Annotated in this window: 20 protein-coding genes, 1 rRNA gene and 1 riboswitch; all 21 genes read right to left on the bottom strand. The window is 31.8% G+C overall.

Features of this window, described 5'->3' with window-relative positions:
- Positions 1 to 347 (bottom strand): 16S ribosomal RNA (locus HSACCH_RS00375); the annotation flags it as partial.
- A gap of 590 nt (positions 348 to 937) precedes the next feature.
- Positions 938 to 1,336: a secondary thiamine-phosphate synthase enzyme YjbQ gene (locus tag HSACCH_RS00370; RefSeq protein ID WP_005486990.1), complete on the bottom strand. Its 399-nt coding sequence runs from the start codon at positions 1,334 to 1,336 to the stop codon at positions 938 to 940.
- Between the two features lie 129 nt (positions 1,337 to 1,465).
- Complete coding sequence (lysS, locus tag HSACCH_RS00365) at positions 1,466 to 2,947, bottom strand: lysine--tRNA ligase (protein WP_005486989.1); 1,482 nt, start codon at positions 2,945 to 2,947, stop codon at positions 1,466 to 1,468.
- A 99-nt stretch (positions 2,948 to 3,046) separates the two neighbouring features.
- Entirely contained in the window at positions 3,047 to 3,532 is a 486-nt protein-coding gene (gene greA / locus HSACCH_RS00360; protein ID WP_005486988.1) for a transcription elongation factor GreA, read from the bottom strand.
- Positions 3,533 to 3,771: 239 nt separating this feature from the next.
- Positions 3,772 to 4,740 (bottom strand): tRNA dihydrouridine synthase DusB, encoded by a 969-nt coding sequence (dusB, locus tag HSACCH_RS00355; RefSeq protein ID WP_005486987.1) that lies wholly within the window; start codon positions 4,738 to 4,740, stop codon positions 3,772 to 3,774.
- Positions 4,741 to 5,514 (bottom strand): type III pantothenate kinase, encoded by a 774-nt coding sequence (locus HSACCH_RS00350; RefSeq protein WP_005486986.1) that lies wholly within the window; start codon positions 5,512 to 5,514, stop codon positions 4,741 to 4,743.
- A gap of 92 nt (positions 5,515 to 5,606) precedes the next feature.
- A complete protein-coding gene (locus HSACCH_RS00345; protein WP_005486984.1) occupies positions 5,607 to 6,548 on the bottom strand; it encodes an NAD(P)H-dependent flavin oxidoreductase in 942 nt (313 codons plus the stop codon).
- Between the two features lie 113 nt (positions 6,549 to 6,661).
- Positions 6,662 to 7,624, bottom strand: a complete 963-nt coding sequence (locus HSACCH_RS00340; protein ID WP_005486982.1) for a BMP family ABC transporter substrate-binding protein — start codon at positions 7,622 to 7,624, stop codon at positions 6,662 to 6,664.
- 20 nt (positions 7,625 to 7,644) lie between these two features.
- Positions 7,645 to 8,493, bottom strand: a complete 849-nt coding sequence (locus HSACCH_RS00335; protein ID WP_005486981.1) for a biotin--[acetyl-CoA-carboxylase] ligase — start codon at positions 8,491 to 8,493, stop codon at positions 7,645 to 7,647.
- 61 nt (positions 8,494 to 8,554) lie between these two features.
- The gene (locus HSACCH_RS00330; RefSeq protein WP_005486979.1) at positions 8,555 to 9,106 is read right to left on the bottom strand and encodes a folate family ECF transporter S component; all 552 of its coding nucleotides are present in this window, start codon (positions 9,104 to 9,106) and stop codon (positions 8,555 to 8,557) included.
- Positions 9,107 to 9,168: 62 nt separating this feature from the next.
- Positions 9,169 to 9,263: riboswitch (THF riboswitch) on the bottom strand.
- A gap of 51 nt (positions 9,264 to 9,314) precedes the next feature.
- Positions 9,315 to 10,985 carry a formate--tetrahydrofolate ligase gene (locus HSACCH_RS00325; RefSeq protein ID WP_005486977.1) on the bottom strand — a complete coding sequence of 557 codons (1,671 nt, stop codon included), beginning with the start codon at positions 10,983 to 10,985 and terminating at the stop codon, positions 9,315 to 9,317.
- A gap of 102 nt (positions 10,986 to 11,087) precedes the next feature.
- Positions 11,088 to 11,867: an ABC transporter permease gene (locus HSACCH_RS00320; protein ID WP_005486976.1), complete on the bottom strand. Its 780-nt coding sequence runs from the start codon at positions 11,865 to 11,867 to the stop codon at positions 11,088 to 11,090.
- 29 nt (positions 11,868 to 11,896) lie between these two features.
- Entirely contained in the window at positions 11,897 to 12,523 is a 627-nt protein-coding gene (locus HSACCH_RS00315) for an ABC transporter ATP-binding protein (RefSeq protein ID WP_005486972.1), read from the bottom strand.
- Between the two features lie 44 nt (positions 12,524 to 12,567).
- Positions 12,568 to 12,876: a PadR family transcriptional regulator gene (locus HSACCH_RS00310; protein ID WP_005486970.1), complete on the bottom strand. Its 309-nt coding sequence runs from the start codon at positions 12,874 to 12,876 to the stop codon at positions 12,568 to 12,570.
- A 142-nt stretch (positions 12,877 to 13,018) separates the two neighbouring features.
- Entirely contained in the window at positions 13,019 to 14,926 is a 1,908-nt protein-coding gene (gene ftsH, locus HSACCH_RS00305; protein WP_005486968.1) for an ATP-dependent zinc metalloprotease FtsH, read from the bottom strand.
- Positions 14,927 to 15,141: 215 nt separating this feature from the next.
- Positions 15,142 to 15,702, bottom strand: a complete 561-nt coding sequence (hpt, locus tag HSACCH_RS00300) for a hypoxanthine phosphoribosyltransferase (protein ID WP_005486966.1) — start codon at positions 15,700 to 15,702, stop codon at positions 15,142 to 15,144.
- Positions 15,703 to 15,712: 10 nt separating this feature from the next.
- On the bottom strand, positions 15,713 to 17,107 hold the full coding sequence (gene tilS / locus HSACCH_RS00295) for a tRNA lysidine(34) synthetase TilS (RefSeq protein ID WP_005486964.1): 1,395 nt from the start codon (positions 17,105 to 17,107) through the stop codon (positions 15,713 to 15,715).
- Positions 17,108 to 17,164: 57 nt separating this feature from the next.
- On the bottom strand, positions 17,165 to 18,073 hold the full coding sequence (locus HSACCH_RS00290) for a Ppx/GppA phosphatase family protein (RefSeq protein WP_040476882.1): 909 nt from the start codon (positions 18,071 to 18,073) through the stop codon (positions 17,165 to 17,167).
- Positions 18,048 to 18,593, bottom strand: a complete 546-nt coding sequence (locus HSACCH_RS00285) for a DUF501 domain-containing protein (protein WP_005486961.1) — start codon at positions 18,591 to 18,593, stop codon at positions 18,048 to 18,050. Before HSACCH_RS00285 ends, HSACCH_RS00290 begins: the two co-directional genes overlap by 26 nt.
- A gap of 108 nt (positions 18,594 to 18,701) precedes the next feature.
- Positions 18,702 to 19,067, bottom strand: coding sequence for a S1 RNA-binding domain-containing protein (locus HSACCH_RS00280; protein ID WP_005486960.1), 366 nt, complete (start codon positions 19,065 to 19,067; stop codon positions 18,702 to 18,704).
- 77 nt (positions 19,068 to 19,144) lie between these two features.
- Positions 19,145 to 21,316 (bottom strand): Tex family protein, encoded by a 2,172-nt coding sequence (locus tag HSACCH_RS00275; protein ID WP_005486959.1) that lies wholly within the window; start codon positions 21,314 to 21,316, stop codon positions 19,145 to 19,147.
- Positions 21,317 to 21,328: the final 12 nt, after the last annotated feature.

The following is a 21,328-nucleotide window of genomic DNA, read 5'->3' as shown; positions in this document are numbered from 1 at the left end:
AGTTCCAGTGTGACTGATCGTCCTCTCAGACCAGCTATAGATTGTTGCCCCTGGTGAGCCGTTACCTCACCAGCTAGCTAATCTACCGCGAACTCCTCCTCAAACGATGGCAAAGCCACCTTTTTCTGATTGTGTGATGCCACACTCTCAGCTTACCTCGGATTAGCCCGACTTTCGCCAGGTTATCCCAGACTTGAGGACAGATTATTCACGTGTTACTCACCCGTCCGCCACTATCTAGATCTCGTCGTCAACCCGAAGGTTTCAGTCGAGGTAGACCGTTCGACTTGCATGTGTTAAGCACGCCGCCAGCGTTCGTCCTGAGCCAGGATCAAACTCTCCATATAAAGAATTTGAATTTGACTCATATTATTTAATATAAGCTTTAAACTATAATTACTTTTAAGTTTTAACACTCAAAGTATATTAACGTTGGCTTGCTGTTTAATTTTCAAGGTTCACTGAGCCTTCATTTTATTACGAATGGTCGGCTCTGTACTTGGCCATCGAGGCCAGCGCACAAAATCTGCTTTTCTGCAAATTATCTTCTATATTTTCTGCCGCGTTTTTTATCAGCGACATTTAATATCTTATCAACTCTGCCACACTTTGTCAAGAACTTTTTAGAAAAACTTTTTTAGAATATTTTTCTTGATTTTCAAAACTTTATTTTCTCTTATATATATAAAGAAGAGAAATATTTAAGCTTTAAAATTTAGCTCTTTTATAATCTCTATTTGAGCTTATTTTTGATCTCAAATTTTAGGAGATTATTTGTGCGACGTCTATTATCTTATCAAGCTCTTTTTGCTTTGTCAAGAACTTTTTAAAATAATTTTTGTCGGCCAAAAAAATATTATTGATTACTTTTCAGCGACATACATTATCTTAGCATCAAATTTGATAATTGTCAAGGATATAACAATAAAAAATTAGTCTAATCTTGAATAATTTTTAAATAAATATTTCTAGTTCTTGGACCATCAAACTCACAAAAATATATCCCCTGCCAGGTTCCCAATAATAGTTTTCTATTTTCAACCATTATACTCTGATTCACACCAAATAAACTGGATTTTATATGAGCAGCTGAATTCCCTTCTAAATGTGCATAATTATCATCAAAAGGAACTATTTTATTAATTTCTTTTTTTATGTCTGCTTTAACATCCGGATCAGCGTTTTCATTTATAGTAACTGCAGCAGTTGTATGGGGTATATGAATCTGAACCAAACCAGATTTTAATCCAGCTTTTTTAACTGCATTTTGAATTTCTGTTGTGATATCAATAAGCTCCACCTTATCATTTGTTTTAATGGATAATTTTTTAAACATTACAAACACCTCTTTTAATTTTAGAACTAACAATAAGTTAAGTTCTTTTTGACTGAAAATTTAATTAATTAAGTGTAAAAACACAGCCAGGATATTTAAATCCCGGCTATATTCAAGTTCATAAATCTATTATTCATTACTTTCTGGTCTCATAGTTGGGAATAAAATAACATCCCTAATGGAACTAGAATCAGTTAATAACATAATTAATCTATCAATACCAATACCTAAACCACCTGTAGGAGGCATACCGTATTCTAAAGCTCTAATGAAATCATAATCCATCATCTGGGCTTCTTCATCTCCAGCTTCACGCATTTCTACTTGTTTTTCAAATCTGCGCTTCTGTTCTTCCGGATCATTTAACTCACTAAAAGCATTAGCAATTTCTCTACCATAGACAAAAGCCTCAAAACGATAGGTAAAGCGTGGATCATCTTCTATCTTCTGAGCTAAAGGAGACACTTCTATTGGATAATCCATAATAAAGGTAGGTTGAATTAGCTTATCTTCCACTCTTATTTCAAAAACCTCATTTAAAACCTCACCATAAGAAAGTCCTTCTTCAGGCTTTACACCTACAGAGGCTGCAGCTTCATATGCCTTTTCGGCTGTATCAAATTCACTGAAATCTACATCAGCATATTTTTTTACAGCTTCTACCATAGTAATTCTATCCCAGGGAGCCGTAAAATCAAGTTCAGTCCCTTCATACTCTAAAGTTTTAGTTTCAAGAACTTCTTCAGCTAAATGACTAACCAGATTTTCAGTTAACTCCATCATATCATGATAATCTGCTTGAGCCTGATAAAGCTCCATTGTTGTAAATTCAGGATTATGTTTATATGACATACCTTCATTACGAAAGTTCCTGTTGATTTCAAACACCTTCTCAAATCCACCAACGATTAACTTTTTAAGATAAAGTTCTGGTGCAATTCGTAAATATAAATCCATATCTAAGGTATTGTGATGAGTAACAAAAGGACGTGCAGTAGCTCCACCTGCAATCGGATGCATCATTGGAGTTTCTACTTCTAAAAATCCTTTGTTTTCTAAATACCTTCTCATCTCTTTAATAATTTTGCTTCTAATTACAAAAGTTTCCTTAACATCTGGATTTACTATTAGATCTAAATAACGCTGGCGATATCGAATATCTTTATCCTTTAATCCATGAAATTTTTCTGGTAAAGGTCTTAAAGATTTAGTTAAGAGTTCAAAAGAAGACACTCTGATTGATACTTGCCCCCGATTGGTTTTAAAAACAGTACCAGTTATTCCAACTAAATCACCAAGATCTAAATCTTGGAAAAATTCATAACGATCTTCACCAATATTATTTTGTTTTACATATAACTGGACTTTTCCACTCATATCCATTAAATCAGCAAAGCTAGCTTTACCATGAGTACGAATGGCCATTAAACGACCTGCTAATTTAACTTCTTTTTCTTCAAGTTCTTCAAAATTACTTTCTACTTCTGCTGCATGATAAGTGACTTCATATTTATCGGCAAAAGCCTTTTCTCGTTCTTCTCTTAATTGAGATAGCTTTTCCCGTCTTTGCAGCATTAACTCATTCATGTCTTCGAGCATATTTTCACTCATTATAAATACCCAACTCCTTATTTAATTATAATAGAGTCCTAACCCTATTTCTGGCAAATTGTTAAAAACAAAGCATAAAATTCATATTAAAATTTGTTTTTAATGTTTAACCTTTTTGATTGAAATTATTTCATAATCAACGTCTCCACCTGGAGTTTCTACTTTCACTTCATCTCCAATTACATGCCCTAAAATTGCTTTACCAATCGGAGATTCATTAGAAATTTTATAGTTTAAAGGATCCGCTTCTGCTGACCCAACTAAAGTATAGCTGATTTTTTCGTCACTATCAAGGTCATGAAGCATAACAGTGGTACCTAAATTAACTTTTTTGTCAGTTATATCTTCATCTTTAACAACATGAGCATTATTAAGCATATTTTTTATTTCCTGAATTCTACCTTCAACAAACGCCTGCTCATTTTTAGCATCATCATATTCTGAGTTTTCACTAATATCTCCAAACTCTCTTGCAACTTTAATCCTTTTAGCAACTTCACGCCTTTTTTCTGTTTCTAAATATTCAAGTTCATTTTCTAATTTTTCAAAACCTTCTTCTGTTAACATCACTTGTTGTTCTGACATAAATATCTACCTCTACTTTCTAAATTATATTCAAAATTTATAATTCTCTAAATTATCTAATATATCTAAAACTACCAAAAGGGCCATCAAAATTAGCCCAACAACAAAGTGTGCCAGGTATATAACCTGACACCCATATTAATCTACAATTATTAATCATTATAAATAACTTTAGTTTTATTGTCAAGAAGCTTTTAACACTATTTTAACAGGATATGCCAAAATACATGATTCAAAAACTATAATTCTTTTTTATATTCACTTAAAAAAGAAATCAATTTATCTTTTTTTGCTAATTGATTAACTTTATTTTTTATTACGCCTGCATTTGGCATTCCTTTTAAATACCATGAAATATGTTTGCGCATAATTGGAATCCCATGTTTTTCACCATAATAGTCAACTGCTAATTCTAAGTGTCTTAAAGCCATTTCAATTTTTTCTTTATTAGAAGGCGCATCTATTAATCTTCCCGTGTTCAGAAATTCAATAATTTCCTTAAAAATCCACGGATATCCCTGTGCAGCTCTCCCAATCATAATCCCATCACAACCTGTTTCATTAAATATTTCTTCAGCATCTTTCGCAGAAAAAATATCCCCATTTGCAATAACGGGTATTTTAACTGAATCAACTACGTTTTTTATAATGTCCCAATCAGCCTGCCCTTTGTAGAATTGGCTACGAGTTCGGCCATGAACTGCAACTGCTGCTGCACCTGCTGCTTCTGAGATCTTTGCTATTTCGACAGCATTAATATTATCTTCATCCCAACCACTGCGCATTTTAACAGTTACAGGTACTTCAGCTGAATTAACAGTTGCTTTTATTATTTCAAATGCAAGACCTGGATCTTTCATTAAAGCTGAGCCAGCACCATTTTTAACAATTTTTCTGGCTGGACATCCCATATTAATATCTATGATATCTATATTATATTCTGTTGAAATCCCCTCAGCAGCCCTGGCCATAAATTCAGGTTCTTCTCCAAAAATTTGAACCGCTATTTTCCCATTTTCACCTTTATCAAATTCAATCAATTCAGCAGTTCTTTTATTTCCATATTCATAACCTTTAGAACTAACCATTTCAGTGTATATTAGCTCTACTCCCATTTCTCTTACAAGCTGTCGATAAGGATAATCGCTTACACCAGCCATTGGAGCTAAAAAGACCTCTGGCTCAATTTTTAAATCAGCTATTTTCATTTAAGATCCAACCCCATTAATATCTGCAATATATTTTAATCCTTTTAAAGTTAAAAATGGTTCAACATAATCTATAGAATCAGTTTCCGCAGCTATCAAGCTCACTAAACCACCAGTGGCTATAACAACAGCATCTTGCGATAATTCGTCTTTGAATTTTTTAACTAAATATTCAACCTGGCCGACGAAACCATAGACTATCCCTGATTTCATCCCATCAATTGTATTTTTCCCAATTGCATGGCCTGGCTCAATTAATTCAATTCTTGGTAATTTAGCAGATTGACTAAATAGTGCTTCAGCAGAAATACCAATACCCGGCGCTATAGATCCACCTAGGTATTCCCCTTTAGCTGAAATTGCACAAAAAGTAGTAGCTGTCCCAAAATCTACAATTATAAGAGGACCATCATAAAGGTGACCTGCTGCAACTGCATTAACAATCCTATCTGCCCCTACCTCTTTTGGATTATCAGTTTTAATATTCATACTTGTTTTAACACCTGGGCCAATTACGAGTGGATTTACATTAAAATAACGATAAGCTGTTTTCTTTAGTATTCTCAATATTGGAGGAACTACACTAGAAATTATAATCGAATCAACAGCATCATTTTTAATATTTGCTGATTCAAATAGATTTTTAAACAGCATCCCATACTCATCCGGAGTTTTATTTCTATCTGTTGAAATTCTCCAATGTGTTTTTAATTCATCTCCCTCATATAAACCAAGAACTGTATTAGTATTCCCAATATCCATTGTTAAAATCATTTCAATTTCTCCTTATTAATTTAGATAATTTGCACTATAAAAAGACTGCAGAAAATTAATAAGTATCTGCAGCCTATAAAATTAACTCTAAGTTATTCTCTAAAGTAATCTTTTATTTCCTTGAAAATTTCTTTAGTAGATAAAATTTTATTAACTCTCCCAATTCCTTCACCAGTAAAAAATACACCTGTGTCCATATTTCCAGCTTTAGCAGCAACCAATGCATCCTTAATACAGAATTTTTTAGTACAGGATTTTAAACAATCTGTACAGTTAGCAGGAGGTGGTGCTTCTCCGGCTTTTATCAATTCTGAAAATCTAGTTTTTATTGAATTAGCTTTATAACCAACAGAACTCATGATTTTCATAACATCTTCGGATGAAGCTTCAACACATAATTTTTTGAAATTATCTGCTACAGATGCTTCTTTACTCGCTAAAAATCTAGTGCCCATCTGAACTCCGTCAACACCAAGTTTTAGCATTTTTTCAAGATCTTCTGGAGTTACAACATCTCCAGCCCCAATAACAGGTATATTAATCTTTCCTACAATTTTTTTTACTAAATCAAAACTATACTCATCACTTCCTAGATGTCCCCCAGCATTTCCACCTTCTACAACAACTGCTGAAGCTCCTAGCTTTTCAGAAATTTTTGCAAGTTTCAAAGATGAAACAATAGGAATTACGGGTGTATTAGTCTCCTTTCCAACATTAAACATATCGCGGGAAAAACCAGCACCGGATATAATAACATCTATTCCAGCCTCTACCGAAGCCTGAAGCAGCTCACTAAATCCAGAAGCAGCAAACATTATATTTACACCAATTATTCCATCACTAAGTTGTTTCGCTTTTTTTATTTCAGCTTTTAATTCTTTTGCAGTCATAACTGAAGCTCCAATAACTCCAATTCCACCCTCATTAGCAACCGCTGCTGCAAGTTCAGCCATTGATACACGAATTGCCATCCCACCTTGAATAATAGGAAATTCCAGTTTTAAATCAGCAATTTTTAATTCAGGTAATTTCAATTTATCACTCCTAAAATTTTCTTTAACTTTTAATTCTATTTTATCTTATCATAGAATTATGCAGATTTAAATGATATATTGACTATTGGTCATTTTTTTCTTAGGATAAATAATTATAGTTCTGACCTTATTTCTATTTCACCTTCCAAAAATTGCTGTTTATATTCTTCAATTTTAACTAATTTATCACTACTTATAAACTTTTCTGCTTGTTTCTCCTCTAAAATAAATGCATTATCAGTAATCCCATATTCTTTTATTTCATTTACATAATTATCGTTATAATAAGCTTTTATAACATCTTCTACTATATGTTCAGTGTTTTTTAAAATTGAAGTTAAGATATTATTCGGAGCCAACTTTATATCTGCTTTGTCTAGAGAAATCAATTTAATATCTTCTTCTATAGCCTGATCAATAATTCCATGTGAAGCAGATCCTGCAGCATAAAAAATAATATCAACACTTTCTTTTATTAATTCAGTAGTTATTTTTTTAGCCATAGAAAAATCATTAAAACTACCAACATATTTATTCATTATTTTTATATCAGAATTTACAGCTTTAACGCCTGTATTAAAACCAGCTTGATATTTTTGCATTGCTTTATTTTCTTTAGCCCCGATAAATGCTACGGCAGAGTTTTGACTCTCTAGAGCAGCAATAACACCTGCTAAAAATCCAGCTTCTTCTTTTTTGAAAGTAAGCGACATAACATTTTCTTCCTCAACTACCCCATCAAATATAACAAAATTTCTTTCTGGATACATTTGAGCAGCTTCTTCAATCGCCTGCTCCATAGTAAAACCAACACCCCAGATTAAATCAAATTTGTTTTCTGCAAAATAATTAATATTTTCCAGATATTCAGTCATTAATTTTGATTCTCTATAATCTACTGATAAATTAATTTTTTTATCCATTTCATTAATGGCTGACCGCAGTTGATCATTATAACTATTGTCTCCAAAACCTCCAATGTCACTAACTAATGCTACCTCTAGATATTGAGCTGAAACAGAAAATGAAACTAGTAATGAAAATAGTAATAAAAATAGTATTAATTTAAATTTCATTTTTAGCACCTTTCTTATGATTATTTAAAGTCATTATATTTAGCTAAACTCTTATAATTTAAAGAAGTATTTAGAGAATCAAGCTGCTTTGTTTTACCATTTTTCAATTTGATTAATAAATCTCCATTATTTAATATTTCTTTAATTACTCCGGTATAACTATGGTTTTTATAAATAAAATCAACTTTTTTACCTGTTAGACCCAATTCTTTTTTCCAACTTTCAATTATATCATTTCTATCTCCATAAAGATAACCATCTATATAATACTGCATTTTGTTAATTAATCCAGCCAAAAATATATTTTTATTGATTTTTTCTCCTTTTTCTAAATAATAAGAAGTTGCAAAATCACTTATTTTATTATTAAAAGTACTATTATTTAAATTTATACCACAACCTATTATAACAAAAGCAGATTGAGTTTCATCAAAAACTAATTCTGTTAATATACCAGCAATTTTTTTATTTCCAATTAAAATATCATTTGGCCATTTAACCTTAGTCTTTAAAGCAAAATCTTTAAAATTATCATTCACTGCAAGTGCTGCTGCTGCTGTAATTAGTGGGATTTGAGCTATATCACCACCTGCTTCAAATAAAAAAGAGACAGATATACCCGCTGGGCCACCTGAAAACCAGTTATGACCTCTTCGCCCCCGTCCTTTTTCTTGAAAGTCAGCAGCAAAAATTCCTATCTGTTTATCATAAATTCTATTATTTTTCTCTTTAAGTTCTTTTAGATGATTTTTAGCCTGATCATTTGTGGAATCTATACGATCAAATATTTTCAAAAAGACTTTTCCATTAAAAGTATTATTAAGATTTACTTTGATTTGATCGTAATTAAACAAATTTAATTTATTCATGCTAAATTCTCCTAGAAAAAGGACCCAAATTGGGCCCTTTAGTTTATTGTTCAATTCTTTATTAACAGCTGGTACCAGCTTTAATTTTTCTAGTTTTAACTGCATCATAATTTAATAATAATCTAATAAAATATGCATAAACTGGTATATTAATTAACTGACTTACTAATCTAGGTGGCATTAAAACAGCAAATGGCACCCCAAACAATGTATTGATAAAATATGGTACTAAAATTAAAGAAGAAATTAATTGCCCAACAGAAATTGAAATGAATATCACCGGCAAAGTTCTACATCTTTTTAAAATATAAAAAACCATAAACCCAGGAATGAAACCTGTTAAAAAAGAAGTTAGAGTAAAATGAGGCATATAAGCTCCTAAAGGATTTATAAAATAACCGAGCAAATCACCTAAAGCTCCAACAATACCTCCAGCAACCGGACCAAATGCCACTCCAGCAAATATAATCGGGAGTGCTCCAAAACCAATTCTTACTCCTTCTACCCCAGCAATTGGAATTCTAATACTTAAAATTCTAGTTAAAATAATTGTTAAGGCCGTTAAAAATGAAAGATAAGCTATTTTTTTTGTACTCATTATAATCTTTTCCACCTCCCTCCCTCTTTGGTTAGGATGATAGTTTTATCTGCACCAAAGAAAGAGGAAACTTTGGTGACAGCGGACGCGACAAGGAGACCGCAGCTAACAAGCTTTCGTTTCAAAGCAACGTCCCATCTTTGAACACTCTACGCCTCCTGTCTACTCTATCACTATATTATTTAATTTATTATAACTTATTTAATAACCTTTTTAAAGTTATTTAGAACAATCCAGAAATTTTACCATCTGCATCAATATCTATATCCTCTGCAGAAGGTCTTTTGGGTAATCCAGGCATTGTTAAGACTGGACCAGTCATTACAACTAAAAAACCAGCACCTGCTGAAAGATTAATTTCATTAACATTAATCTTAAAACCACTAGGCCGCCCTTTTAAACTAGGGTTATCAGAAATTGAACTTTGGGTTTTAGCCATACAAACTGGAATATCTGCATATCCCTGTTTTTCATACTTTTCAATTTGACCAAGAGCAGTATCACTATAGTTAACTCCATCAGCTCCATAAATTTCTTTAGCAATTTTTTCAATTTTATCTTTTATCGGTGCCTTTTCATCATAAAGAAATTCAAATTGACTTTTTTCGTTTTCTAAAACATCAACAACTGCATTAGCTAATTCTTCTCCACCTTCTCCACCTTTAGCCCAAACTTCAGACAGAGCTACATTAACCCCCAATTTTTCGCATTTTTTTCGAACTAAAGCTAACTCTTTTTCAGTGTCATCAGGAAATCTATTAATTGCTACAACTGTAGGCACTCCAAATTTATGCACATTTTCTATATGTTTTTCTAAATTTTCCATGCCAGCTTCTAAAGCTTCTAGATTCTCTTCTTTTAGATCTGCTAGGTCTACTCCCCCATGCATTTTTAAAGCTCTGATAGTTGCTACAAGAACAGTCGCATCCGGTTTTAAATCAGCAAATCTAGATTTTATGTTATAAAATTTCTCCGCCCCCAGATCAGCACCGAAACCTGCTTCTGTAACAGTAATATCGCCCAGTTTCATTGAGAATTTAGTCGCCATTACACTATTACAGCCATGAGCAATATTGGCAAATGGTCCTCCATGAATAAAGGCAGGTGTATTTTCTAAAGTCTGAACTAAGTTAGGTTTAATCGCATCTTTTAAAAGAGCAGTCATTGCACCTTCGACTTTTAAATCATGAGCAGTAATACTTTCACCATCATAACTATAACCAATAACAATTTTACCTAATTTATCTTTTAATTCCATCAAGTCATTTGCCAGACAAAGTATTGCCATTATCTCCGAAGCAACGGTAATTAAGAAACCATCCTCTCTAGGCTGGCCATTTATTGTTCCACCTAATCCAACTATAGTTTCTCTAAGTGCACGGTCATTCATATCTAAGGCTCTTTTAAAGGTTATTTGAGTTGGATCAATATTTAATTCATTACCTTGTTTGATATGATTATCAATAGCTGCTGCAAGCAAATTATGCGCTACACCAATAGCATGAATATCTCCTGTAAAATGAAGATTAATATCTTCCATTGGAATTACCTGTGCATAACCACCACCAGCTGCTCCACCTTTAATTCCCATTGTCGGTCCTAAAGATGGTTCGCGAATTGCAATTACTGCATTTTCCCCAATTCTATTTAATGCCTGACCTAAACCAACAGTAGTGGTCGTTTTACCTTCACCAGCTGGAGTTGGTGTAATTGCAGTTACTAAAACTAGCTTGCTGTCCGAGTTATCAGATAACCTTTTCAAAACATCTAACTTAACCTTTGCCTTGTATTTACCATATAACTCTAAATCATCTTCCTCTAAACCAACTTTTTCAGCAATCTTTGTTATCTCTTCCATTTTAGCTTCCTGAGCAATTTGAATATCACTTTTCACTATATTTCCCCCTCAGATAATTTCTTTACCTTAATCTTATATTTTTTAGCTGAATATTTCAATGTTATTTTAAGAATTACTTCTTTAATATCTAGACTAAAATTAAATTTTCAATTGTTTTCTAGAATTAAAAAAGGTTTTAGAACCTTTGTTAATCATAAAAAATACAGTTAAAGTAACACTACCCAAAATACCCATCATTATTGCAATTTGATATTTAATAGCAATAATTGGCGAAGCTCCAGCCAAAATTTGACCGGTCATCATTCCTGGTAGAAATACAATTCCCATCCCCATCATGGAATTTATTGTTGGTAAAACTGCATTATAGAAAGCTCTGTTACTAATTTTTTTCACAGCAGTTTCTGGCTCAGCACCTAGCATTAAATAATTCTCAATTAAATCTTTATTATCCCTAATTCCATTTATCAAATGATTGACTCCTAAAGAAATCCCTGTCATTGAATTACCAATTAACATTCCAGAAAGAGGAATGAAATAGTCTGCCCTAAACCAGGGATCAAGGCCTACCACAGCAAGCACGAAAAAGAAGATACTGATTGAGGTCCCTAAAAACATTGAGCTGGCAATAATTATTTTTAATTTTTTAGAAATTTTACCATTAACTCTTCCATAAATGTTATATATAGCAAAGACCTCCATAATAAATAAAATCAACAAACTATAAATGGGATTTTGATTAGCAAAAACATAATCTAATATAAATCCTACTGCAACTAATTGAATAGTCATCCGAACTGAAGCTAATAAGATTTCTCCCTTGTGTCCTATTCCTTTTTTCTTAACAATAAACAATAATACTATAACAAATATATAAGCAAAAACTAGTTGAGTTATTTGAATATCTATAGTTTCACTCATTTATGTTCACTCCTTCTATAAGTTAAAGTTCAATCAACTATCTCACCATTTTCAATATTAATTATTTTATCAGCAAATTTTTTGGCAATTTCTGGACTATGAGTTACCATAATTAAAGTTCTATTATTTTCTTTTGCATAATCGACTACCATATTAATAATTTTTTCTTCAGTTATTTTATCTAAAGAAGAAGATGGTTCATCTAAAAGTAAAACTTTTGGTTCTAATAACATAACTCTTGCCAAGGCCAAACGTTGTTTTTCTCCCCCAGACAAATTATCAGCAGAATCATCAATATTTTGCGTTAAGGATACTTTCTTTAAAAGATCATTATAATTTAAATTTTTAGAAGCTTTATTACCAGTGATTTCTTCTGTTAATTCAAAATTTTCCTTAATAGTACCTTTGAAAATTTTAGGATCCTGCGGAAGCATTACAACTTCTCTTCGTAATTTAACTGGATCATAATTTTCTATTTCTTCACCCTTATACTTTATTATCCCTTGATCAGCGGTTATCATGTTATTAAGCAGTTTTAAAAATGTTGTTTTTCCACCACCACTACTTCCTAAAATTGCAGTAATCATCTTTTCTTCCAGCTCTATATCTTCGACATTTAAAATATTTTTAAATTTTACATCTTTAAGTTTAAACATATTGCCCCCTTTTTTTAAATAAGATTATCCATAATCAAAAATAATTACTCAATTATTTCTCGACTAAGTTCACTGGTTTTTTTCTTAACTTCTTCTAAAACTTCTGCTCCTTTATCAGTAAGACTGTAATACTTTCTCACTTTCCCATCAATTGTTTTCTCCTCACTAATCAGTATACCATCAGCTTCCATAGAATGCAGAACTGGATATAGAGTACCTGAGCTTATTTCATATCCATGACTTTTGAGTTCATCAATCATCCATAAACCAAAAAAAGCTTCTTTTTTGGCATGATGAAGAATATGAATCCTCATAAATGCTAAAAACATTTTTCTTAAAATACTATTTTTCATGTTTTCACCTCTTTATCGTTTATCGATATTGATTTCTATTATAGACTTTCGATAATAAAAAATAAAGTAAACTGCTTACATTTTATTATTAATATAACAAAAAAAGACCAGCATACGCTGGTCTTTTAGATTAATCTTATATTTAAGCATTCTGTGGTTCAGGTTTAAAAGTAGTGATTATACTCTCTTGATTATCCTGATCTCCATCAGAATCATCTTCTTCTATTCTGTCTTTATCGGGATCACCAGTTATTTCTTCGCCCCTCATTATACGCTTAATCTGATCAGAATTTAAAGTCTCATGTTCTTTCAGAGCAGAAACAATGTTTTCTACTGTCTCAGAATTGTCTCTTAGAAGCCTTTCTGCTTTACTATAACATTCCTCGACCATTTTACTAATCTCTTTATCAATACGAGCAGCAACTTCTTCACTATAATTTCTTTGGCGAGAAATATCTCGACCCAAAAAGACCTGTTGATCATGTTTCTGACCTAAAGTTAAAGGGCCTAAATTTTCACTCATACCATATTCAGTTACCATTGCTCTAATAATTTTAGTTGCTCTTTCTATATCATTCTGAGCACCTGTACTAATATCATCAAGGAAAATAGATTCTGCAGCTCTTCCTCCCATTAAACTGGTAACTTTATCCAGAAGTTGTCCTTTAGTCATAAAGTTCTGATCATCTGAGGGAAGTGGAACAGTAAATCCACCCGCTCTACCACGAGGAATTATTGTTACTTTATGTGTGCGATCAGCATGTTCTAATAACTCACCCAATAAAGCATGTCCTGTTTCATGATAGGAAACAAGATTTTTCTCTTCATCAGTTACAATTCTGCTTTTCTTGGCTGGGCCTGCAATCACTCTATCAATTGCATCATCAAATTCCTTCATTGCAATAATTTTTTTCGATCTTCTAGCAGCTAAAATTGCAGCTTCATTAGCCAAATTCTCCATATCTGCACCAGTAAAGCCTGGAGTTCTTTTAGCCAAGATTTCCAAATCAATATTATCATCTAAAGGTTTATTTTTTACATGAATTTCTAATATTTTCTGTCTTCCCAATCTATCTGGTTTATCAACCATTACCTGTCTATCAAAACGTCCAGGTCTTAATAAAGCAGGATCTAATACATCCGGTCTATTTGTAGCAGCCATTAATATTATACCCTCATTTGGTTCAAAACCATCCATTTCAACTAAAAGTTGATTTAATGTCTGTTCTCTCTCATCGTGTCCGCCTCCAAGGCCAGCACCACGTTGACGACCAACAGCATCAAGTTCATCAATAAAGATAATACAAGGTGAATTCTTTTTACCTTTTTCAAATAAATCTCTGACTCGAGATGCTCCAACACCAACGAACATTTCCACAAAATCAGATCCACTGATAAAGAAGAATGGAACACCAGCTTCTCCTGCAACTGCTTTTGCCATTAAGGTTTTACCAGTTCCTGGAGGGCCAACCATCAATACTCCTTTAGGCACTTCAGCACCCAACTCAGTAAATTTATCCGGCTTTTGTAAAAACTGAATTACTTCCTGCAGTTCTTCTTTTACCTCATCATAATTTGCAACATCCTCAAATGTTACATTAACATCACTTTCATTCAGTTTGGCTTTGCTTTTACCAAATGACATCATTTTGCTGCCGCCACCCTGCATTTTCTGCATAATGAAAATCCAGGCAACAATTAAAATCACAACAGGTAAAATATAACTTAAAATATTAATCCACCAGGGTGTTGTTGGTTGTGGTTCTGTTTTAATATTAACATCACCAGCTCTTAATTCCTGCATCAAAGATGGAATAGCCTCCGGTGGAACCGGAACTTTAAATTCTTTATTATTAAATGTACCTGTCACTTCCTGATTTCCTATAATAGTTACTTCATTAATATTGTCAGCTTCAACCTCTTGTAAAAGATTAGTGTATGTGAATTCTTCTATAGTAGATGGTCCCTGCTGCATAAAAAATTGAGCAACTAAAATAGATATAGCAATCAGAATTAAATAAAATCCTATATTTTTAACAAACTTATTCAAATTTCTTTACCTCCCCTACGACTTAAATCATATACAGTAAAATATTATAACATAATATTTATATTTTGTAAATAATCTATCTTGATAGTTATTACTAATTTTCCTTAATCAAAACAATACTAAAATGCTCAGCTAAAATACATTATAAACTATGAATATTAAATTTTAATTAGAAAATAATATATATAAATATTAATATTTAAGCCGCTGAGTATTTATATATATAATTTTTCTTTTAACACACCAATAAATGAAAGATTTCGATATTTTTCAGCAAAATCAAGACCATAACCTACGACAAATTTATCAGGTATTTCAAAACCATTAAAATCTGCATCCATCTCTTTTTGTACCCTTCTATCTGGTTTATCTAATAAGGTAACTACTTTAATACTTTTGGGGTCACGAGTTTCGAGCATATCTACAACATGTTTTAAGGTTCTACCAGTATCAATAATATCTTCAACAATTAAAAGATGTCTTCCCTCTATATTTTCTTCCATATCTTTTATAATTCTAACAACACCTGATGATTCTGTTGAAGCACCATAACTTGAAACATCCATAAAATCAAATACCACTGGCAAATCAATTTCCCTTGCTAAATCAGCCATAAATAAAATAGCTCCCCTTAAAATACAGAGCATTACTATATCATCATCTTTTTCATAACTATCTGTAATTTCCTTGCCCAGCTCTGATATCCTATCTTTCAATTCTTGCTCATCAATTACAATCTCTTTAATGTCATCTGAAAAAACAGTATTTTTCCCCATTGTGATCCTCCTATTTATATTTTAATCTTAAAATTAAAATCTTATCTGTTTCTTTAGTAATCTTATAATCATCAGAAATTCTATATGGCGCCAGCCAAATTATATTATCCTCAGCATCGACAACTAACGGGACCTCTTCCCTTAAATATTTTGGAACTTTTTCATCAATCAAAATATCTTTGACTTTCTTATGGCCCTCCATCCCTAAAGGAATAAATTTATCTCCCGGCTTTCTTCTTCTTATTTTTAAAGGGAAATTTAATTTATTAAAATCAAAAGCAGAACGGCAAGAGTTGTCAACAAAAGAAAAATCTTTTTTAGCTATAACTGCTGAACTTATACTGCGTTTTTTATCAATTTGAATTTCTTGATTTAATTTTATTTCTATATCTTCTTGACTATCAATATTTAAAATGTCTTTTTTAAAAAAAATTAAATTAGAATAACTAATTTCTATTCTGATTTCAGAGGCTATATCTATTCCTCTTCCTGTTTGATCATCATCAATTAATTTTTCGATTTCTAATATATGATCAAAATATAAATCGTCAAGATTATTGTTAATTTTATTATAAATAATCCTATATATTCTACGCTGTAAAACTTGATCAATATTTCGGAATTTATTAAAGTCAATTATAACTTTATCACTATTTTCTTCTATTAAAATTTTTTTATATTTTTTTAATGCCAACTGCTCTATAAATTGATCTTCGGCAGCGATGATATTACTACTCCTGGCAATTACCTCTCTTGCATTTTCATTAATTCTATTTTCTACAATAGGAAAAATTTTATTGCGAATTACATTCCTACTGTAGATATTTTCTTCATTGCTGCTGTCAAAACGAGGCTTTAGATTTACTTCTTGACAATAAGCTAAAATTTCTTCTTTACTAAAACAGAGCATGGGATGAATAATTTTTAATTCATCAACCTTTACTTCAGGCTGAATTCCACTTAAGCCCTTTAAACCACTACCTCTAAATAAATTTAACAAAACAGTTTCTGCCTGATCATCTCTATGATGAGCAAGAGCCAATGAGTCGTAATTGTATTTATTCATAATTTCACTAAAAAAATTAAATCTAACTTTTCTAGCTGCTGCCTCAGCAGAAATATTTTTCGTTTTAATCAACTCTGGCAAATTTTCACTTTTGCGAAAAAATTCAATCCCTTTATCCCGGGTAAATTTTTCTACAAAATCAGCTTCAGCAGAAGATTCTTCTCTAAACATATGATCTAAATGAGCAGCTGCTATTTTTATTTCAAAATCATCACTTAATTCATAAAAAAGATTTAGCATTGCTAAGGAATCAGGTCCTCCGGACACAGCAATTAATAAGCTTTTACAATTATTAAGTAAATTATTTTTCTCAATAAAATCTTTGAATCTGCTTTTCATTATAAAAGCCTCCACCATTTAACTTTTTAAAAATCAATTATATAATCAATCATTTAGTTAATTAAATAACTCTTCTTTTAATAAACCATATAATAAATCATGATCACTAACGTAAAGCTCCTGACTATTTATATATTTCATGATTGTCATTAAAATAATAAGACCTGACACAATAATATCAGCTCTTTTAGGCTGTAGACCCTTAACTTTTTTTCTTTCTTTTAATTTAAGATCCTTTAATCTATCCCTGATTTTTTCAAGCTCAGAATATTTCAGTTTTAAATCTTCTATTTTACTGCTATCATATACTTCTAAAGCAAGTTTAACAGCAGCCAACGTAGTTATTGTACCACCCACACCTTTAACTTTAAATTTTTTATCTAATTCAAGTTCTTTTGAAAGTGAATTATCTACATAACTTTGAATTTCATTAATTTCAGCTAAACTAATTTTCTCATTAGGGTCAGCTATAAATTTCTCTGTCATTCTAACACAGCCAACATCCAAACTTTTAAAATTTATTTCCGAGGAATTTGACCAAATGAATTCGGTGCTTCCACCTCCAATATCAACTAATAAAAAATTATCTTCCAAATTAGAGACTGCGCCCAAATAATTTAATTTAGCTTCCTTTTCCCCACTTATTATTTCTAATTTAAGTCCTAAATCCTTAATTTTTTCAGTTAATAAATAAGAATTTTCTACATCTCTTAGAGCACTTGTCCCAACAATACGGACCCTGTCTACCTGAAATTCATCTATTATTGCTTTATATTTTTTCAAAACTTTAAAAACTCGGTTAACAGCTCTTTTTTTTAAAATTTTATTTTGATCTACACCTTCACCAAGTCTTGTAATTTCTAACTTTCTGCTTAAAATATTAAAAGACTCATCTGTTTTTTTCTCAGCTATTAATAATCGACAAGAATTTGTTCCAATGTCAACCGCAGCTGCTCTCAAATTCATCAATCCTTTCTTTGCAAATTTGACAGTTATCAGGCCAATTAATCTTGCTAAACACAATTTCACCTGCTGGGTTAAACTTATTAACTAAAAAATCAGCAAGATGTGTATGTAAACATTTTATACCTTCTTTTTCCCTGATTCCACCAACACCAGAATTCATAAGTGTCTTATATAAATCTTCAGAAACATCTTTTGCTTGATTTAATTGTTCCTCAGACAATAACTTTTTCCTTTGCTTTGCATATTTGTTATGAGCTTCAATCATTTTAATTTTAAAATTTTGATCAGATTGTAATTTATTTCTTAAATCTGAAATTAAATTACTTTCAGCTTCTAAACGATCGACTTTATAATTTAAATAAGGACAACTCAGCCAATAAATTGTTGGTGCTGGAATATTATTAACAAATGGATTGACAGTTATTACAGCTGGAAAACCAAATGGACAGTATTTAGCTGTTTTAAAAAAATTATTAATAGTTCTATCTAACTGAAGTTCTATAATCTTATGCTCATTCATTATTACTTCTCCCTGTATTTTTTTATTATTAACTTAATATAAAAAGAGAAAACACCCCTTAAACGAATTAAAGGATGTTTAAAAAGTTAATAAAAAATTGGCAAATATTTAGTTGGAGCTTCCGCCATTCTTTGCCTCTCTACTTTTTAGATCTTGCTGACGTTCACTGCTCTGCTTCAAGAAACGTTCCATTTTTTCATCAAAGGACATCTCTGGAGCATGATCAATTCTGTCATCTGGGTCCTCTAATTGTTTGATGGAAAGACCAATTTTCCCGTCGTCATCAACATTAATAACTTTAACCTTAACTTCATCGCCTTCTTTTAAGAAATTACTAATATCTTTTACATATGTGTTAGCAACCTCTGAAATATGAACAAGGCCAGTCTCTCCACTTTCCAACTCAACAAAAGCACCAAAATTTGTTATCCCTGTAACTTCTCCTACAACTATAGTACCAACTTCAATGGACATCTTTAAAAAATTCCTCCCTAGATATTAATATTGTACTCATTATAACTTAATTTAGTCAGAACTGTCAAATTTATGGGCTAAAATTTTAAAGTTAAAGAAATTCTACCTCTTTTTTGATCAACATCAAGAACTTTAACCTCTATATTTTGACCTATTTCGACAATTTCAAAAGGATCGCTAACATACATCTGACTCATTTCGGAAATATGCAGCAGTCCATCTTGTTTTAAACCAATATCAACAAATGCTCCAAAATCAACTATATTTCTAACCTTTCCTTTAAATATCATGCCAGATTTAATATCTTCTATTTTCAAAATATCTTTTCTAAAAATAGGAGCCGGCATAGAATCTCTTGGATCACGACCTGGTTGTTTAAGCGAAGCAACAATATCTTTAGCAGTCGGAAGTCCAATTTCTAAATCTGTGGCTATTTTTACTAAGTCAATATTATTTAATTTTTCTCTTACCTGGTTAAGCTTTTCTTTATCCCTGATGTCTGCAGCAATATAATTAATGTTTTCTAATATTTTTTCTGCTGCCCGATAAGACTCAGGATGAATAGGAGTAATTGCAAATGGATCCTCTTTGGAGTTTAAACGAATAAACCCAGCCGCCTGCTCATAAGTTTTAGGGCCAAAACCATATACATCAAGCAGCTCTTTACGCTCTTTAAACTCTCCATTTTGACTGCGATGCTCAATTATTTTTTCAGCATTATTAGAACTTATTCCGGCAACATAAGTCAAAAGAGCAGCAGAGGCAGTATTAATTTCTACTCCAACATGATTAACAGCATCAATTACAACCTCATTAAGAGCTTTTTCCAGACGTTTCTGTGAAATATCATGTTGATACATGCCAACACCCAATGATTTAGGATCAATTTTCACCAACTCAGCAAGTGGATCCTGTATTCTACGTCCAATTGAAATTGCCCCTCTAATTGAAACATCTAAATCAGGAAATTCTTTCCGTGCTAATTTAGAAGCAGAGTAAACAGAAGCACCTGCCTCACTTACAATAGTATATTCGACATCCATACCACTTTTAATTAGCTCTGCAATAAAAGTTTCCGTCTCCCTGCTTGCAGTACCATTACCTATTACAATTATATCTATCTCATGCTTTTTTACCAATTTAGCCACCATTTCAGCAGCTTCTCCTTGTTTATTAACTGGCGGATGAGGATAAATAGCTCCTGTATCTAATAACTGGCCGTCTTCTGCTAAAGCAGCTAATTTACACCCAGTTCTAAAAGCCGGATCAACAGCAAGTACTCTTTGATCTTCTAAAGGGGGCTGCATCAATAAAGATTTTAGATTTGTAGAAAAGTTATTAACTGCTTTCTCTTCTGCTTTCTCGGTTAGATGATTGCGAACTTCTCTCTCTAAAGAAGGAAAAATAAGTCTTTTATAAGCATAATCAACACCATTAACTAAATGTTCAAAAGTTCCACTTTTTCTATTATCGAATTCATAAAGATTATAAATCATTTCCACTGCCCGGTCATCATCAACTTCTACTTTAACACGCAAAATATCTTCGTTTTCTCCTCTATTTAAAGCTAAAATTCGGTGTGGAGGAATTTTATTGATTGATTCTTTAAACTCATAATAATCCTGATATTTTCCTTCTTCATCCTCATTTTTTTGTTCAGAAGTAATTTTAGCAGTTTTGAATACAAAATCTCTTAATTTTTTTCGGAGCTCAGCATCATCTGATATTTCTCCAGCAATTATATCTTCCGCCCCACTTAAAACATCTTCTATATTTTTCAATTCTTTTTCTGGGTCCAGCTGCTCCTGGGCCAGGGCTTTGATTTCTGCTGCATTTTTTTCCTGATTAAAAATTAAATCGGCAAGAGGCTTTAAGCCCTTTTCAATTGCTTTAGCAGCCTTTGTCTGTTTTTTAACCTTAAAGGGGCGATATAAATCTTCAACTTCCTGTAAGGTATCAGCCTTCTTAAGTTTGTTTAAAATTTCTTCATCCAATTTATCCTGCTTATCCGCTGCTGCAGCAACATCATTTTTTCGCTCATTTAGTCGACGTAGATAATCTATTTTTTCTTCAATATTTCTTATTTCCTCTTCATCAAGACTTCCTGTCATTTCTTTTCTATAACGCGCAATAAACGGGACTGTATTCCCAGCATCTAATAGTTCAACTGTTGTTTTAATATTTTCTTTTTTTAAATTTAATTTTGAAGCTGCTAATTTAAATAAATCTACCTTTATATATTCTGACATTTAAAAACTCCT

The sequence above is a fragment of the Halanaerobium saccharolyticum subsp. saccharolyticum DSM 6643 genome, from assembly GCF_000350165.1.
GTDB classification, from domain to species: Bacteria; Bacillota; Halanaerobiia; order Halanaerobiales; family Halanaerobiaceae; genus Halanaerobium; species Halanaerobium saccharolyticum.
The sequence above is the reverse complement of the archived record's forward strand: the minus strand, read 5'-3'. Positions and strand labels throughout refer to the sequence as shown.

What these genes read in the sequence shown, in the direction of transcription:
- HSACCH_RS00280 (WP_005486960.1), bottom strand. Translation starts at nt 19,067, where the DNA reads ATGTCCATTGAAGTTGGTACTATAGTTGTAGGAGAAGTTACAGGGATA.
- HSACCH_RS00290 (WP_040476882.1), bottom strand. Translation starts at nt 18,073, where the DNA reads ATGAATTTGAGAGCAGCTGCGGTTGACATTGGAACAAATTCTTGTCGA.
- hpt (WP_005486966.1), bottom strand. Translation starts at nt 15,702, where the DNA reads ATGGGGAAAAATACTGTTTTTTCAGATGACATTAAAGAGATTGTAATT.
- dusB (WP_005486987.1), bottom strand. Translation starts at nt 4,740, where the DNA reads ATGAAAATAGCTGATTTAAAAATTGAGCCAGAGGTCTTTTTAGCTCCA.
- HSACCH_RS00350 (WP_005486986.1), bottom strand. Translation starts at nt 5,514, where the DNA reads ATGATTTTAACAATGGATATTGGGAATACTAATACAGTTCTTGGTTTA.
- HSACCH_RS00320 (WP_005486976.1), bottom strand. Translation starts at nt 11,867, where the DNA reads ATGAGTGAAACTATAGATATTCAAATAACTCAACTAGTTTTTGCTTAT.
- HSACCH_RS00340 (WP_005486982.1), bottom strand. Translation starts at nt 7,624, where the DNA reads ATGAAATTTAAATTAATACTATTTTTATTACTATTTTCATTACTAGTT.
- HSACCH_RS00335 (WP_005486981.1), bottom strand. Translation starts at nt 8,493, where the DNA reads ATGAATAAATTAAATTTGTTTAATTACGATCAAATCAAAGTAAATCTT.
- greA (WP_005486988.1), bottom strand. Translation starts at nt 3,532, where the DNA reads ATGTCAGAACAACAAGTGATGTTAACAGAAGAAGGTTTTGAAAAATTA.
- HSACCH_RS00315 (WP_005486972.1), bottom strand. Translation starts at nt 12,523, where the DNA reads ATGTTTAAACTTAAAGATGTAAAATTTAAAAATATTTTAAATGTCGAA.
- HSACCH_RS00310 (WP_005486970.1), bottom strand. Translation starts at nt 12,876, where the DNA reads ATGAAAAATAGTATTTTAAGAAAAATGTTTTTAGCATTTATGAGGATT.
- HSACCH_RS00275 (WP_005486959.1), bottom strand. Translation starts at nt 21,316, where the DNA reads ATGTCAGAATATATAAAGGTAGATTTATTTAAATTAGCAGCTTCAAAA.
- tilS (WP_005486964.1), bottom strand. Translation starts at nt 17,107, where the DNA reads ATGAAAAGCAGATTCAAAGATTTTATTGAGAAAAATAATTTACTTAAT.
- HSACCH_RS00370 (WP_005486990.1), bottom strand. Translation starts at nt 1,336, where the DNA reads ATGTTTAAAAAATTATCCATTAAAACAAATGATAAGGTGGAGCTTATT.
- HSACCH_RS00285 (WP_005486961.1), bottom strand. Translation starts at nt 18,593, where the DNA reads ATGAATGAGCATAAGATTATAGAACTTCAGTTAGATAGAACTATTAAT.
- lysS (WP_005486989.1), bottom strand. Translation starts at nt 2,947, where the DNA reads ATGAGTGAAAATATGCTCGAAGACATGAATGAGTTAATGCTGCAAAGA.